The 15,833-nt window shown below is 68.5% G+C and carries 11 protein-coding genes, 1 tRNA gene and 1 other RNA gene; 6 read left to right on the forward strand and 7 right to left on the reverse strand.

Annotation, left to right across the window (positions count from 1 at the left end):
* Positions 1–74: 74 nt before the first annotated feature.
* Positions 75–830 carry a polyphosphate--glucose phosphotransferase gene (ppgK, locus tag ACOWU6_RS09630; protein WP_421075541.1) on the forward strand — a complete coding sequence of 252 codons (756 nt, stop codon included), beginning with the start codon at positions 75–77 and terminating at the stop codon, positions 828–830.
* 58 nt (positions 831–888) lie between these two features.
* Here ppgK and rnpB read toward each other — a convergent pair.
* The 3 genes from rnpB to ACOWU6_RS09645 form a co-directional block, all read right to left on the reverse strand.
* Positions 889–1,257, reverse strand: an RNA gene (gene rnpB / locus ACOWU6_RS09635) — RNase P RNA component class A.
* 33 nt (positions 1,258–1,290) lie between these two features.
* Positions 1,291–3,039 (reverse strand): bifunctional 3'-5' exonuclease/DNA polymerase, encoded by a 1,749-nt coding sequence (locus ACOWU6_RS09640; RefSeq protein WP_421075542.1) that lies wholly within the window; start codon positions 3,037–3,039, stop codon positions 1,291–1,293.
* Positions 2,997–3,731 carry a zinc ribbon domain-containing protein gene (locus tag ACOWU6_RS09645; RefSeq protein ID WP_421075543.1) on the reverse strand — a complete coding sequence of 245 codons (735 nt, stop codon included), beginning with the start codon at positions 3,729–3,731 and terminating at the stop codon, positions 2,997–2,999. Before ACOWU6_RS09645 ends, ACOWU6_RS09640 begins: the two co-directional genes overlap by 43 nt.
* Positions 3,732–3,785: 54 nt before the next feature.
* Between ACOWU6_RS09645 and ACOWU6_RS09650 the strand changes: the two genes are divergently transcribed.
* Positions 3,786–3,858: transfer RNA gene (locus ACOWU6_RS09650), tRNA-Val, on the forward strand.
* Positions 3,859–4,041: 183 nt separating this feature from the next.
* On the opposite strand, the gene ACOWU6_RS09655 is transcribed toward ACOWU6_RS09650, so the two are convergent.
* The 3 genes from ACOWU6_RS09655 to ACOWU6_RS09665 form a co-directional block, all read right to left on the reverse strand.
* Positions 4,042–6,009, reverse strand: coding sequence for an AAA family ATPase (locus ACOWU6_RS09655; RefSeq protein WP_421075544.1), 1,968 nt, complete (start codon positions 6,007–6,009; stop codon positions 4,042–4,044).
* 347 nt (positions 6,010–6,356) lie between these two features.
* On the reverse strand, positions 6,357–9,356 hold the full coding sequence (locus ACOWU6_RS09660) for a DEAD/DEAH box helicase (protein ID WP_421075545.1): 3,000 nt from the start codon (positions 9,354–9,356) through the stop codon (positions 6,357–6,359).
* Positions 9,357–9,580: 224 nt separating this feature from the next.
* Positions 9,581–9,877 carry a hypothetical protein gene (locus tag ACOWU6_RS09665; protein ID WP_421075546.1) on the reverse strand — a complete coding sequence of 99 codons (297 nt, stop codon included), beginning with the start codon at positions 9,875–9,877 and terminating at the stop codon, positions 9,581–9,583.
* A 360-nt stretch (positions 9,878–10,237) separates the two neighbouring features.
* Here ACOWU6_RS09665 and ACOWU6_RS09670 point away from each other — a divergent pair, with 360 nt between their 5' ends.
* Together ACOWU6_RS09670 and ACOWU6_RS09675 are read left to right on the forward strand one after the other, a co-directional pair.
* Positions 10,238–10,420 (forward strand): hypothetical protein, encoded by a 183-nt coding sequence (locus ACOWU6_RS09670; protein WP_421075547.1) that lies wholly within the window; start codon positions 10,238–10,240, stop codon positions 10,418–10,420.
* A 66-nt stretch (positions 10,421–10,486) separates the two neighbouring features.
* Positions 10,487–10,762: a hypothetical protein gene (locus ACOWU6_RS09675; protein ID WP_271171870.1), complete on the forward strand. Its 276-nt coding sequence runs from the start codon at positions 10,487–10,489 to the stop codon at positions 10,760–10,762.
* A gap of 18 nt (positions 10,763–10,780) precedes the next feature.
* Here the strand turns inward: ACOWU6_RS09675 and ACOWU6_RS09680 are convergent, their stop codons facing one another.
* The gene (locus ACOWU6_RS09680; protein ID WP_421075548.1) at positions 10,781–11,581 is read right to left on the reverse strand and encodes an MOSC domain-containing protein; all 801 of its coding nucleotides are present in this window, start codon (positions 11,579–11,581) and stop codon (positions 10,781–10,783) included.
* A 200-nt stretch (positions 11,582–11,781) separates the two neighbouring features.
* Between ACOWU6_RS09680 and aceE the strand changes: the two genes are divergently transcribed.
* Together aceE and ACOWU6_RS09690 are read left to right on the forward strand one after the other, a co-directional pair.
* Entirely contained in the window at positions 11,782–14,508 is a 2,727-nt protein-coding gene (aceE, locus tag ACOWU6_RS09685) for a pyruvate dehydrogenase (acetyl-transferring), homodimeric type (protein ID WP_421075549.1), read from the forward strand.
* An 80-nt stretch (positions 14,509–14,588) separates the two neighbouring features.
* Complete coding sequence (locus ACOWU6_RS09690; protein WP_421075550.1) at positions 14,589–15,794, forward strand: PucR family transcriptional regulator; 1,206 nt, start codon at positions 14,589–14,591, stop codon at positions 15,792–15,794.
* Positions 15,795–15,833: the final 39 nt, after the last annotated feature.

A 15,833-nucleotide genomic window follows, 5' to 3' on the forward strand; every position in this document is an offset into this window, starting at 1 on the left:
CAGACGCCGGTCTCGATGAGGCCGGCGTCTTCTTCGTGTCCGGAGGCTCCGCGCGCTCCCAGTAAGCTGTCAGCATGGCGAAGACTGTGGATCGTGCTGTCGGAATCGACATCGGCGGGACCGGCATGAAGGCCGGCATCGTCGACCTCTCGGAGGGCACGCTGCTGAGTGACCGGGTGCGCGTCGACACCCCCAAGGGCGCGCACCCGAAGGACGTGCTCCAGACCGCGCACGACCTGCTCGAGCTCCTCGGCGAGGACGCGGCCGGGCTCCCCCTCGGCGTCTGCTTCCCCGCCATCGTCAAGGACGGCCGCACGCTCTCGGCGGCCAACATCTCCGACGAGTGGATCGACTTCGAGGCCGAGAAGTTCTTCCAGGACGGCCTCGGCCGCGACATCCACTTCGTGAACGACGCCGACGCCGCCGGCCTCTCGGAGGCGCGCTTCGGCGCCGCGAAGGGCCAGAAGGGCCTCACGATCCTCACGACCCTCGGCACGGGCATCGGCTCGGCGTTCATCTACGACGGGGTCCTCATCCCGAACACCGAGCTCGGCCACCTCATCTGGAAGGGCGAGTCGATCGAGCGCTACGCCGCCGCGACGGCGCGCGAGCGCGAGGGCCTCTCGTGGGAGAAGTGGGGCCACCGCCTCCAGAAGTTCTACGCGCACGTCGAGTTCCTCTTCTCCCCCGACCTCCTCGTCGTGGGCGGCGGCGTCTCGAAGAACCCCGAGAAGTTCATGCCGTACATCACCACGCGCGCCAAGATGGTCACCGCCGTGCACCGCAACAACGCGGGCATCATCGGCGCCGCCTCGCTCGCGAACGCCTGACCCCTCGACCGCACAGCGCCCCGGCTCCGCATGGAGCCGGGGCGCTTCTCGTCCAGGGCGAATGGGCCGGCCTGTACGCCGGGTTCTGTTCCGGGGCTCGCGCCCCATCGACGGCCATCTCTCTCGGCGACACGTTGCCGTGCCGCTCCAGCGGTCTACCCGAGGACTCGGCGGGCCGCGTCATCATCCTCTGTCTGACCTTGCTCCGGGCGAGGTTTACCTGGCGGGCCATGTCGCCATGGCCCCCGGTGGTCTCTTACACCGCCGTTTCACCCTTACCGGGACGGATCCCGGCGGTCTGTTCTCTGTGGCACTGTCTCGCGGATCGCTCCGGGTGGGTGTTACCCACCGCCCTGCCCTGCGGAGCCCGGACGTTCCTCGGCGCGAGGCGGCGAACCGCTCGCGACGCGACCGTCCGGCCGACCCATTCGCCCCTCCATTCTACGGCGGCTGGGCGGGATCACTTCGCGGCGGACTCGTCGATGCGCACGTCGAGCGGGAAGTCGATCGGGAACGTCCCGAACAGCAGCCGACCCGCGGCATCCGCAGCGGAGCGGATGGCCGCCGCCACGTCGTCGGCGAGATCGGCCGGCGCATGCACGAGGACCTCGTCATGCAGGAAGAACGCCAGGTGCGGACGTCGGGAGAACACCGGGCCCGACGCCGAAGCCGATCGGTCGGCGCCGACGGCTCCGAGCGCGGCGAGGCGCAGGCGCAGGTCGGCGAGCCACGCGAGCGACCACTCGGCCGCCGTGCCCTGCACGACGAAGTTGCGGGTGAATCGCCCGCGGTCGCGTGCCGCGCGCCGCGCCCGCGTCTCGTCGGCGGCCGAGGCATCCGAACCGCTCGCCCGGGCCTGCTGCTGCACCCACGCCGGATCCGGCGCCGGGGAGGTGCGCCCCAGCCACGTGCGCACCACTCCCCCGTCCTCGCCCGTGCGCGCCGCGGCATCGACGAGCGCCATCGCCGTCGGGAACACCTTGCGAAGCCGCGGCACGAGGCGGCCCGCGTCGCCCGTCGTCGCACCGTACATCGCGCCGAGGACGGCGATCTTGGCCTCCGCGCGGGTCGCGACCGCGCCGCTGGCCACGATGCCCTCGTAGAGGTCCGCGCCCGCGGCGGCCCGGGCCATCCGCTCGTCGCGCGCCATGCCTGCGAGGACGCGGGGCTCGAGCTGAGCGACATCGGCGGAGACGATGCGCCACCCCGCGTCGGCCCTGACCGCGCCGCGCAGCGCGCGCGGGATCTGCAGAGCGCCTCCTCCGGAGGACGCCCACCGGCCGGTGACGACGCCGCCCGGCACATAGACCGGTCGGAAGCGGCCGTCGTGGACCCACTCGTCGAGCCAGGACCATCCGTTGGCGGTGAGGAGGCGCGCCATGCTCTTGTACTCGAGCAGCGGTGCGACGACGGGATGATCGTGCTCGGCCAGCTCCCACTTGCTCGTCGAGTCGACGTGCACGCCCGCATTGCGGAGCGCGCGCAGAAGACGCGGCGGCGAGTCGAGGCTCGCGCGCGGATCGCCCAGCGCCTCGCGGACGCGCGCGGCGGTCTCCTCCATGCGCGCAGGGAGGCCGCCGCCGCGTCGTGGGCCGAGCGCCTCCGTGAGGATGGCGTCGTGCCGGCGGACATCCCAGGGCAGGCCGGCCGCCCGCATCTCGGCGGCCACGAGGGCGCCCGCCGACTCCGCGGCGAGCAGGAGCCGCATGCGCGCCGGATCCTCCGCGCGCGCGAGGAGGCCCTGCTGCGCGCGCGCCTCGGCGACGGTCGCGGCGAGGTCGTGCATCGACTCCCCCGCGATGCGCGTCGGCTCGACGTCGAACAGCGTCGGCTGCGTCGCGACCTCGGACTCGGCCGGTGCAGCGTCCCACGGGTGCGCGGAAGCATCGGGGGTGACGGCGTGATGGAGGATGCGGTGACGCAGGCGCAGGTCGTCGCAGCGCGCGACCCGCACGCCCTCCGCGAGCAGACGCGGGTACCACTCCGCGGTGTCCGACCAGACCCAGCGCGGGGCGTCCGCCTCCTCGCGCGCGGCGACCCACCGAGCGAGCGCGGCGTCGTCGCCCGCCCGTGCGATGCGCTCGGCGTCGCCCTCCGCGATCGCGTCGGCGTCACGCGCGATCGCGACGATGTCGTCGCCCGCGCGGCCGAGGACGACGGATGCCGTCAGAGCCCGGACTCCTCGGTGCGCACGAGGATGCACCCGCACTCGGGGCAGTTCGCCACCGCATCGGCGGGCACCGAGCGGAGCGCCTGCAGATCGCTCGGCGCGAGCATCACATGGCAGCCTCCGCACGCACCGCGCGTGAACGGCGCGGCGGCGACGATGCCCCGGGCCGCCAGGCGGTCGTAGGCGGACACGAGCGCGTCGGGGATGCGCCCGGCGACGGCGCCGCGGTCGCGCGTGAGCGTCTCGATCTCGCGGCCGGCCGCCTCGACCTGGGCCTTGCCCTCGGCGCTCAGCCGCTGGCCCTCGGCCGTCGTCTCGTTCAGGATCGCCTGCTGCTCGGCGACCGACGCCTCTGCGGCCTCCAGGCGCTCCATGAGCTCGAGCTCGGCATCCTCGAGCGCGCTCAGCCGCTGGGTGAGCGCGGCGATCTCGCGCTCGAGCGCCTGCGCGTCCTTCGCGCTCGCCGAGCCCTCGAGGCGCGCCCGGTCGCGGTCGCGCCGCTGCTGCGCGAGCGCGACATCCGACTCGATGCGCGAGACCTCGGCCTGCAGCTCGTCGCGCGCGCCGACGCGCACGGCGAGCTCATGGCTCTGCGCGGTGCGCTGCGCGACGAGCTCCTGCACCCGCGCTGCCTGCGGCGGGTTGCGGCGCGCGGCCTCCGCCTGCCGAAGTCGGCGGTCGAGGTCGGCGAGGTCGAGGAGGAGGCGCTGGTCGGCGGGGCTGGCGTTCACCTCTCCAGCCTACGGTCGGATGGCGACATCCCGTGCGCCTAGAATCGTCGGGAGGGGCCTTTAGCTCAGCTGGTAGAGCGCCACGTTTACACCGTGGATGTCGTCGGTTCGATCCCGGCAGGGCCCACAGGGAGTCTCACTTCCGCCGTCCGTGCGGGCAGCGCGACGAAGGAGCTTCGATGAGCGACCGTACTTTCCCCATCCACGTTGTGCCTTGCGAGGTTCCCTGCGGCAGACGCCCCATGATGGTCAGTGCACCGTAGAGGCGCTCGCTCTGACCCTCCAGCAACGAGGGGCAGATTGAGGCTCGCTAAGCGAGGCCGGCGTTCAACTTCTCGAAGAGCTTCTCGAAGTTTTCGACGGATACCGGATCGAGAGTTGCGAAGAACTCGTCCTGGTTGTCGGTCAGCGCGTGAGCCGGGAGTGCATGGTTGAACTTGTTCTCGACAGACTCGATGCGACCGAGGATGCGGCCCGTACTGCCGCTCAGGTCGGTTTCAGTAAGTGCCTTCCTGAATGCCCAGTTGTAGAGCTTGAGGTAGTCGGTGACAGCAAAGAGGTCTTCGATGTCGCCGTCCCTTGGCAGTGACGGATCGACCTCTCCGACCGAGATGATGCGGTTCGCGGGGACGTCGTTCTCCTGCGCCGCACGCCTGGTTCGGTCGAGGACTGAGCTGGACTTCTCACCGTCGACGAGGACGGAGACCTCAAGCCTGCGACCCATCAGCGCGACGAACGCAGGCATGTTTGTGATGCCGCCGACGGGGATCATGGCGAGCTTTGGGCTCAAGATCGGCTTCTTCTGCGACTCCATGTAGGCGCTCATGCGCATCAGGTAGATGAAGTCGCTACTGCCTTCGACCAAGAGGTGCTGTCCCGACCCGATGAACAGATGCTGGCTGATCGAGTACCCCAGCGCGGACTCGACGGGGAGCACGGTGTCACGGTCGGCCTTGAGATTGACCTTGCTGACCTCGACGCCGGCTTCCTGGTCCTCACGCGTGCCCTTGTCGTGGACAGCGCGGAGCTTCTCGTAGACGGTGGGATCGACCATGAACTGCGAGTGGGTCGTGTAGAGCGTCTGCTTGGAGGCGCCGAGCTCATTGAAGATGTAGTTGACAAAGTCCTTCTGGGCCTCGCCGTGGAGGCTCGTCCCGGGCTCGTCCAACAGGACCACTACCGGCTTGTCCGTGTGCAGGTATTCGCTGAAGGCTGCGAAGAACGAGAAGAACCACTGGAATCCGGTCGAGCGTGTGGCGAAGTTCGTCTCGACGTTCCCGTGCCGCCCATCCCGTAGCTCGATCTTCAGGAAGCGATGGTTCACGGCTGGCGTGTTCGGCGCTTCGACCACGGGCACGTTGTCGTCGCCGAATACGACCTCGAGGTCAGTGTTGGCTCGCCAGTACTTGAAGACCTCGCGGCTGAGGTCGACGGCAGCGGCCTGGAGTTCGGCCTTGCGGCTGTCGTAGTTCGTGTCGAGGAAATCCGCCGGCTTCACGCCCGCATGGGCGAGAAGTGAGACGACAGTCTGCTCCTGCTCGTCCAGACTCTCGCCCGTCTCGGCCTTCCGGGCGAGCTCGGTTAGGTCGGTCTCGCCGGGCAGCACGCTGTAGTTCGAGAAGTAGAAGAACTGCGGTACGCGCGCGGCGATCGCATCGCGCTGCTCTTTCTCGATCGGAGCACCAGAGCCGAAGTGATACCGGTACTTCTCGGCGGCGCTCGGGAACCCGCCGACCACCTTCGCCCTGGCAGGCTCGGACGCCTTGAGGGTCTTCGCGAGCTCCTTCGCCTTCGCGATAGCAGCGTCGAGGTCTGGCTCCTTCGCGAGCTCCGCGGCATCTTCGTCGGCAACTGAAGCATCCGTGGAGGCGGCGGCGATGACGTCCTTCAAGTCCGTCTCGACCCAGACGTAGTACTTGTTCGAGTAGGTGCGCGCTGCGACGACCTTGCTGGTGGGGAGCAGCGGCGAAGGAAGAACTCCGCTGAGAGCGTCGATGTCGACCTGTTCTGCGGCGAACTCCGCCGTAACCGGTTGCGTGTCCTCGATGTTCGCATCACTCCGACGATCGCGCGCGAGCCGCCAACGCGGGTACTCCGTGACGAGGTCGAACTTCCGTGCGTCGCCATTCGCCGGCTTGAGCCGATGCAGGGCCTTGAGGATGGTCGTCTTGCCTGACTCGTTCTTGCCGACCAGAGCAGTCACGTCCGGCTCGATCTCGATGCGCTGCGGTTCCACGAAGTTGCGGAACTTCTGAACGGTGACCGCGACAAGCTTCACGTTTCCTCCTCGAATACCTTGCGTTCGCTCACACTAGCGAAGGACTCCGACATTCGAGCATCCCTTGAGATGGGGCCTCGGGCGCCCGGCTCGAGCTCTCGCTGGCTGCCGCCAGCCGCTCCGGCTTCTCCCCAGAATGTCTGGCCGCCCAGCGTGGTTGAGACATGGCCGAATCTCAGCGCCGCCGCGAGCACCGCGGCGCGTGCGGGTCTGCTTGACCGGATGCGCGCCCAAGAGGCGGCGGCTCGCCGCCATGCCGACGGATCGCACTCACTGGCGTTCCGTCACCGATCCGCTCCCGTCTTCGAGCCCTGGGCTATCGGGCGCGGTGAATGAGACGGAGCCCGTCACGGACTTGCGATGACCCGCAGCTTCATTCCGTGCGTCTCAACGAGGAAACGCTCGGTCCCGCCAAGCAGAGCGCGCATGTCCTCACTCGCGCGTGACTTGGACATCCCCGGCTGGACGATCGCGACGGCGACGTTCAGTGTCCGATAGCGCGCCTCGCGGGCGATGGCGGCCAGTGTCGCGATATCGCCAGCGATCAGGCCGCTCTTTCCAGAGCTCTGGCGCTGCTTCTCTCGGCGGAAGAGCCGCTTGGTGAGCAGCTCTGGGATCGACTTAGCGCGGTTCATCTTCATCGACTGCCCGCAGACGTCATACAGGTCGTCGATCCGAGCGCCCGGCTTGTCGCCGGACGAGTACTTGCAGTGCACCATCAAGACGTCGAGGGCATCCTCGGTCCTCTTTAGGAGAACAATGTCGGCCAGTTCGCCGGCGCCGTCGTCGTCGATGACGACCTCCCACTCGTCCTCTGCTGAGAGGGCTTGGATCGCGCGGTGCTGGATCGTGGCCGGGTCGCGATCGGTGCCTTGCGATTCGCGCTTGATGTCGACGCCAGACCAGTCGATCGTCTCGATGGCGTCGACTGGGAAGAGCCGTCGCTCGCGATCTGGCCGCAGCATGAATCCTTGTTCAACGAGGACCGCCTCGCCCTCGAACGTAATGAGCAGTCCGTTAGCGGTGAGGAAGGCTGCGAGGCTTCCTGCGCCCGCTGGCGTGATGATCTGCCCGTCTTCGGTAACGGGGCGGATAGTGGGCGGGTCGTCTTCATGAAAGTCGAACTCGAACTCGAGCTCCCACGCTGGTGTCTTGAGCTGGAACCGGAGCGGTTGGTCCGCCGTGTGATTGCTGAGGGAGAGCTCGGTGTCGAGCAGCGAGAACGACTGGTTTCCGTAGCTGACCTTGCGTCGCTCGCTGAAAGTTGCGACGAGTTGATACGGCCACTCGATGGACAGGGGGACGTACGGCGGTCGCTCCCGGGCCGGCTCAGGAAGCAGGAAACCTGACATGACGGACTCCAGGGAGATGGATGTGTCCGTGATGGTGGGTCCGACCTGCGTTGCCCAGCGCACCCAGTCGTGGATGTCGCGAGCTTGTTCGTGGCTCCATACGCGCCCCTTGCGGGATGCCCCGAAGCTCACGGCTCGGCTGTCAGCAAAGCCGTGGGCGAAGATGTTGGTCTTCATTTTCGTGCCGCCTTCTCCGCGCCATGCGTGGAGTACGTCTTGGCCGACGTGCATGGAAAAGCGCCGGTTGCGGCTCACTGAGTCGAGGAGGCCGACGTTGGTGGGCACTCGGCGTTTGACCTTGGAGAGGATTCGGTACACCGTTTCGCCCTTGACCAAGGTGACGTCATCGCCGCCGATGGCTTTGGCGATGTCTTCGTGCATCGAGTCGTTGTTCGTGCTGTTGACGTACAGGAACCCTGCGGCATCGTCGACATGTACGACGTGGAGGTGGTGGACGAGTTCGTTGAAGCTGGAGAAGTCGCCCCATTTGACGGGTGTCGCCTCTCGCGAGACCCACCACGCGACCCTGTCTTTGTTGTTGATGCCGATGCGGGTCGTCAGCAATCGGTCCTCGAATAGGTCGTAGATGCTCTCGGGGTTCCATGTCAGCGGCTTGGTGGACTGGTAGGTGACGGTGCTCATCTTCGGATGGATGCTGCGCATCGCGACTTCGCGGGGGACCGATCCAAACGCAAGCTCGAAGTCGGTTCGGTCCTTCTCCTGTCCGACGCCGTGCTCGGTCAGGTCGCGGATGACTTCATTCCAATCGGCGTCCTCGCCGTAGAGCTTGCGGAGCCGCTCGTCGACGCCAGCAACTTGAAGCGGTACGAATGCTGAGGCTTCTCCAAGTGACTCGTTGCCCACGCGGGTGAAGCGTCCGACGAACTGCAGGGTGACGGCAAGGCTCTTCTGAGGGTCATGGATCGCGGCGATCTTCAGCGCCGGGAGGTCGAAGCCTTCTCCGAGCATGTTGACGCACACGACGATTCGGCTCTCGCGCTTGAAGAGCTTGTCGCGGTGCTTGCTGCGGGTTGACTCGGCCATTCCTGTGTCGATGCGGATTGGAGCGAATTCTGAGCCGAGCTCCTCGTAGAGCTTGATAATCTCCTTGGCTCGTTCCACGGAGCGGACACGCGCCATCAGGAGGTGATCCAGCCCCGCTTCGACGTCGGCTCGAAGTTGCTCGACGCCAGCGATCGCTACGGCGCGGTCTGGCTCGGCGAGGTCGATCACTGAGCGGTAGTTGATTCTGGCGAAGTAGCCGTGTGCCTGGGCGAGGTGGAGCGGGTAGGCGTAGGCGATGCGGCCGCCGAGGTGACGCCCGTCCTCGCGATAGGGAGTCGCCGTGAATTGGACAACCTCCCGCCCATCGAACAGCTCGACGACCTGCCTCCATGTGCGGGCGCCCAGGTGGTGCGCTTCGTCGACGAACAGACGCTGACACGACCGAGCCAGGTACGAACGCGCCTCCTCCGAACACGCATTCAAGACTTGTGCAGTCGCCACGACCACGTTGGATCGCGCGAGAACCTGTCGAACCTGGTCGATAGTTTGGAGTCCGCTCTTGAGCACGAGAACGGCCGGGCACAAGAAGTCCCCGACGACGGCATGGACACGAGGCAGTACCCCGAGGGTCACGAACTTCTCCGCGATCTGAGTGCGCAGCGCGTCCGACGGTACGACCACCAAAGTCTGGGCCGGTGAGTGGCAGTACGCCGCAAGCATCGTCTCGGTCTTGCCGGTCCCTGTCGGCATCACCACCGTGATCGGTTCATGCTCTTCGGTGGAGCGATAGGCCAAGATCGCGTGCAGGGCACCGAGTTGCGGCCGGCGGAGCCCGTCTTCTGTTTCGGTTCCTGCCGCGAACCGAAACCGCCCTTTGAGGGCGGTTTCCACGACTTCGCCGTCCTGCGGCTCTTCGGCGTGCGCTCCCGGACCTTCGCTGAGCCACCACAACTCGTTGCCGTCGATGTCACAACGCTCGATCGTCGTCACGCGGCACCCTTCGTCCCTGGTCTACGAAGTACCTCGGCCCGTTCTGACCTCGACTTCCCTTGATGTCAGTATGGCCGCGAGAACGGCCGCCTGGTCCGATTTCGCTCAGCGTGGCTGCTTCCGCGGGCGACGACCTCGCGGTCGAATCCGCCCGCCTTCCGCGAGCACAGCCGCACGCACCGTGTCGACATCGATCGACACGCGCTCGGCCACCTGAGCCAGTGTCATTCCTGCTCGTAGAGCGACGCGGCTTGAGCACGCTTCCCGGCAGGCAGACCCGCCTCGCGGACCGGAACTCCAGCTCGCCGCGCGAGTTCGGGAACGGTCGCGCGGTGCACTCGGAACTTGGACGCGATCGCCGCGACTGGCATCCCCGCCACGTAGTCAGCGATCAGCTCGGCACGCTTGGCAGGGCTCAATCGGGTTTGAGACTTCACCGATTTCTTGACCACCCAACCGCGCATCGTGCCTCTCGGACGGTCGCGGCCGTGGTCGTCGCCCCTCAGGCCCGCGAAGAACACGGGAAATCAAGGTTCTCAGCGCAGGACGTGTGTTTGAGAACCGTCCGGGAAGGTCCACCGTTCCTCCTCTCGCGGACTCCCCGACCGCTCGGTACCACCGCGGCATGGCCCGCGGTCGCAAGATCTCCTCCCCGGCGCCGCGGCGGCGCGGGCACGCTACGCGAGCAAGCACAATGCCGAGGTCACCGCGTGGCTCAGGAGGCGTCGGCTCGACGAGCGCGCGTTCCTGCTCCGCCACGCGGAGGTCGTGCGCGCCCTGCTCGCCGGCGACTAGCCAGAGCGGAGCTCTCGGTCAAGCGCCTGGGCTGCCTCGCCCGCCGCCCCTAGCGTGAGCAGCACCTCACGCGAAAGGACGCGATCATGTCGAACCCCTACCCCGCTCCGTACCCTCTGCCCGACGACGGCGAGAGGGGTGACGACCTGCCCACGACCGAGGTCGACGGCGACGAGGTGCTCGACCCCGATGCGAACGACGACCTCATCGACAGCGCCGACGCCGACCGTCTCGCGGCGGGCGACGACGACGTCGATGACGAGGTCTGAGCACCGCGCAGGCCCGCTCGCGGGCCGGGTCTACCGCCTGTCGACGCTCCTGAGTACAGTGCGGATATGAGAGCCTTCGACCGCGATTTCATCGACGCCGCCATCCAGACGACGCAGCTCGTGACCGTGGGCGGCAGTCTCTACTCGTTCGAGCCGACGCCGGTCCAGAGCACTATCTGGTACCCCGACCTGCGCGTGAAGCGCGACCGGCGACCGTGGGGCTGGGTCGTCGCCGAGGGCGACGGCTCGTACGCGATCCACGTCGCCGAGCAGCCCGGCGACATCCCGGCGAAGGTGGGCCGCGGCGCGACGGTCGAGCAGGCGATCCGCGCCGCGCTCTGAGCCGTCACGTCGAGCAGCTCAGTCGAGCAGCTCCACGCTGTCGCCGAGGCGGATGGTGCCGCCTCCCTCGGCGGGCAGCAGCAGGATGCCGAGGGTGGGCTCCGCCTGGCCGAAGACGCGGGTGAGGGTCTTCAGGAGCGGGGCGTCCCGCTCTCCCGAATCGGGGTCGGCGTGGATCGCGAGGCAGCGGATGATCGGGCGCTGCACGGCGAAGACCACCTCCCCGATCCGCACGCGACCACGCCAATCGAGCTCGCTCCACGGCTCGAGACCGTCGACGACGATGTTCGAGCGGAAGCGGCGGTCGTCGACGACGGCGTCCGGAGTGACCTCGTCGACCGCGCGCACCGACGGGCGACCGTGCAGCGACACGAAGCCGCGCGGCCGATCCTGGAAGCGCGACGTCCGACCGTCCCCCACGAGGACGAGCGGCAGGCGGCCACCGCGCTCCAGGCGCCGCCCGTCGGGCGTCGACAGGACGAACCGCGCGATCCGCTCGGAGGCCTCGCGTCGCCCCTCGGCATCCAGCGTCGTCTCGAGCACGAGCTCGTCATGCAGGCGGACGGAGAGCCGGCCGCGGTCCTCGTCGAAGCGCAGGCGGAGGCGCGCGAGGGAGGGGAAGTCCATGAGCGCGAGCCCCTTGGACTTGGGCCAGTAGTCCAGTCCGTCATGCTCCTCGGGCGTGGCCGCGTCCGCGAAGCGGAAGGCCAGCACGCGATCGCCCTCGATGCGGCCGTCATCCTGGACGACGAGGGCGTCGCGCTCCTCGGCGGTGAAGCCCTTGACGGGATGACGGTAGAGCGCGGAGACGTGGGGCACTCCCCGATTCTGCCGCGTCCGGACGAGGGCACGCGACCGGAGAGCGCTTGCCGAGAGCCGACGCCACCCTGGCCGCGCGTGCCCGCCCCTCCTCGGAAGGACTAGGCTGTCCCCGATACGCGTGCATCGGCCCGACCGGGCTCCGGCACGCCTCGTCCCGTTTCCGCGGCACGATCTGCCCGCCAGACGAAAGGTCACCTGTGGCTGTTCACGACCAGGATCCGTACTCGCAGGGTGCGCACGACAGCGACCCGGAGGAGACCAGCGAGTGGCAGCAGTCCCTCGACGAGCTGGTGGACGTCAAGGGCCACCAGCGCGGCCGCGAGGTCATGCTGAGCCTCCTCCAGCGCTCGAAGCAGCTGCGTCTCGGTGTGCCCATGGTGCCGACGACCGACTACGTCAACACCATCGCGCCCGAGGACGAGCCCGAGTTCCCCGGTGACGAGGAGCTCGAGCGCCGGTACCGCCACTGGATCCGCTGGAACGCCGCGATCACCGTGCACCGCGCGCAGCGCCCCGGCATCGGCGTCGGCGGGCACATCTCGACGTACGCGTCGGCGGCGTCGCTCTACGAGGTCGGGTTCAACCACTTCTTCCGCGGCCAGGACCACCCGTCCGGCGGCGACCAGATCTTCTACCAGGGCCACGCCTCGCCCGGCGCCTATGCGCGCGCCTACCTCGAGGGCCGCATGAGCGAGGCGCAGCTCGACGCGTTCCGCCAGGAGAAGTCGGGCGCGCCGAACGGCATCCCGTCGTACCCCCACCCGCGCATGATGCGCGACTTCTGGCAGTTCCCCACGGTGTCGATGGGCCTCGGCCCGATCAACGCCATCTACCAGGCGATGACGAACAAGTACCTCGCCAACCGCGGGATCAAGGATGTCTCGGACTCGCACGTCTGGGCCTTCCTCGGCGACGGCGAGATGGACGAGGTGGAGTCGCGCGGTCAGCTCCAGGTCGCCGCGAACGAGGGCCTCGACAACCTCACGTTCGTGATCAACTGCAACCTCCAGCGTCTCGACGGCCCGGTCCGCGGCAACGGCAAGATCATCCAGGAGCTCGAGAGCTTCTTCCGCGGCGCCGGCTGGAACGTCATCAAGGTCGTGTGGGGCCGCGAGTGGGACGACCTGCTCGCGCGGGACACCGACGGCGCGCTCCTGAACCTCATGAACGTGACGCCGGACGGCGACTTCCAGACCTACAAGGCGGAGTCGGGCGCCTACGTGCGCGAGAACTTCTTCGGCCGCGACCCCCGCGCGCTCGAGCTCGTCAAGGACCTCTCCGACGACGACGTGTGGCGCCTGCGCCGCGGCGGCCACGACTACCGCAAGGTGTACGCGGCCTACAAGGCGGCCATGGAGCACAAGGGCCAGCCGACCGTCATCCTCGCGAAGACCGTCAAGGGCTACGGCCTCGGCCCGCACTTCGAGGGGCGCAACGCGACGCACCAGATGAAGAAGATGACGCTGGACGACCTCAAGCTGTTCCGCGACACGATGCAGATCCCGGTGTCCGACGCTCAGCTCGAGGCCGACCCGTACCGCCCGCCGTACTACCACCCGGGTGCGCAGGACGAGACCATCCAGTACATGCTCGAGCGCCGCCGTGCGCTCGGCGGCTTCCTCCCCGAGCGCCGCAGCACGCACATCCCCCTCAACATGCCCGAGGACAAGGACTACGCGTTCCCGAAGAAGGGGTCGGGCAACCAGGAGGTCGCCACGACGATGGCGTTCGTCCGGATGCTCAAGGACCTCATGCGGGTCAAGGGCTTCGGCAACCGCATCGTGCCGATCATCCCCGACGAGGCGCGCACGTTCGGCATGGACTCGTACTTCCCGTCGGCGAAGATCTACAACCCGAACGGCCAGAACTACACCTCGGTCGACCGCGAGCTGCTCCTGGCCTACAAGGAGAGCCCGCAGGGCCAGATCATGCACGTCGGCATCAACGAGGCCGGCGCCGCCGCGGCCTTCACCGCGACCGGAACGTCCTACGCCACGCATGGCGAGCCGCTCATCCCGGTCTACATCTTCTACTCGATGTTCGGATACCAGCGCACGGGCGACGCGTTCTGGGCGGCCGGCGACCAGCTCGCGCGCGGGTTCATCATCGGCGCGACCGCGGGTCGCACGACGCTCACGGGCGAGGGCACGCAGCACGCGGACGGCCACTCGCCGCTCCTCGCGTCGACGAACCCCGCGACCCTCACGTACGACCCGGCCTTCGGCTACGAGGTGTCGCACATCGTGCAGGCCGGTGTCGAGCGCATGTACGGCGGATCGCACCCCGACCCCGACGTCATGTACTACATCACGGTCTACAACGAGCCGATGCGCCAGCCGGCCGAGCCGGCCGACGTCGACGCAGAGGGCATCGTCAAGGGCATCCACCGCGTCTCGGTCGGCACGGGAGACGGTCCGCGCGTCCAGCTCCTCGCGTCGGGCGTGGGCGTGCCGTGGGCGCTCGAGGCTCAGGAGCTCCTCAAGAGCGACTGGGGCGTCATCGCCGACGTGTGGTCGGTGACCTCGTGGTCGGAGCTGCGCCGCGACGGCCTCGCCGCCGACGAGCACAACTTCCTCCACCCCGAGGAGGAGCCGCGCACGGCGTACCTCACGCAGAAGCTGCAGGGCGCCGAGGGGCCGTTCATCGCGACGAGCGACTACATGCACGCCGTGCAGGACCAGATCCGGCAGTGGATCCCCGGCCCGTACTACACGCTCGGCGCCGACGGCTTCGGCTTCGCCGACACGCGCGCCGCGGCTCGCCGGTTCTTCAAGATCGACGGCCCGTCGATGGTCGTGCGCGCGCTGCAGTCGCTCGCCGACCAGGGCGCCGTCGACCGCTCGGTCATCGGGCAGGCGATCGAGAAGTACCGCATCCACGATGTGACGGCCGGCACGTCCGGCAACGCAGGCGGAGATTCCTGAACCGCGTGAGCGGAACGGCAGACGGCGGGGCCCCCGGCAGGCGGGGCCCCGCCCCTGTGTCGACGGAGGAGAGGGCGACGATGGACAAGGCGGCGACGCTGGCGTGGCTGCGCCGCATCTCCGGCGACGTCGCCACCGCCGTGCTGCAGCGCCTCGAGGAGTCGCTGCCCTGGTACACCGAGATGCCTCCGGCCCGTCGGTCGGCCGTCGGGCTCGTCGCGCAGGCCGGGATCAGCTCGTTCATCGAGTGGTACGAGGATCCGACGAGCACACCCTCCATCGCCGCGGACATCTTCGACGCGGCCCCGCGCGAGCTGCTGCGCAGCGTCAGCCTCCAGCAGACCCTGCAGCTCGTCCGCGCGACCGTGGATGTCATGGAAGAGCGCGTCGTCGGACGCGGCGAGCAGCTGCGCGAGTCGATCCTCCTCTATTCGCGGGAGGTCGCGTTCACGGCGGCCGACGTCTACGCCAGGGCCGCGGAGTCGCGCGGACTCTGGGATGCCCGACTCGAGGCGCTCGTGGTGGACTCGATCCTCACGGGCGAGACCGATGAGGAGCTCCCGAGCCGCATCGCGGCACTCGGCTGGCACGGACACGGCGAGGTGTCGGTGCTCGTGGGCACCACTCCCCCGCTGTTCGACGTCGACCAGGTGCGGCGCACGGCGCGCAAGCTCGGGGTCGACGTGCTCATCGGCGTGCAGGGCTCGCGCCTCGTGCTCGTGCTCGGCCGAGCGCACGCCCCCGGCAAGGAGCAGTCGGAGCCGAACGGCGAGCTGAGCTTCGTGGAGATCGCCGATGCGCTGGAGCCCTGCTTCGGCTCCGGGCACCTCGTCCTCGGTCCGGCCGTCCCGGCCCTCGTCGACGCGAGCCGCAGCGCCCGCGCAGCACTCGCCGGCTTCGCCGTCGCACGTGCGTGGCGTCATGCGCCGCGCCCGGTCGAGGCGGATGACCTCCTTCCGGAGCGCGCGCTCGCGGGCGACCCGCTGGCGAAGCAGACCCTCATCGAGCGGATCTTCCGCCCGCTCGAGGCGCACTCCACCGACCTCGTCACGACGCTGTGGAGCTACCTCGACAACGGGCGCTCGCTCGAGGCGACCGCGCGGGAGCTGTTCGTGCACCCGAACACCGTGCGCTACCGCCTCAAGCGCGTGAGCGACGTGATCGGCTGGGACGCGACCGGCCCGCGTGAGGCGCTCATCCTGCAGACGGCGCTCATCCTCGGCTCGATCGGCCCCAAGGATGCCGTCCGGCGCCCGGTCCGCCGTCCGCGCGACGGGCGACGATGACCATCCGAGGTGTCCGCCACGCACAACGGATCCGGGGAT

It is taken from the genome of Microbacterium sp. SA156, from assembly GCF_049065455.1.
GTDB classification, from domain to species: domain Bacteria; phylum Actinomycetota; class Actinomycetes; order Actinomycetales; family Microbacteriaceae; genus Microbacterium; species Microbacterium barkeri.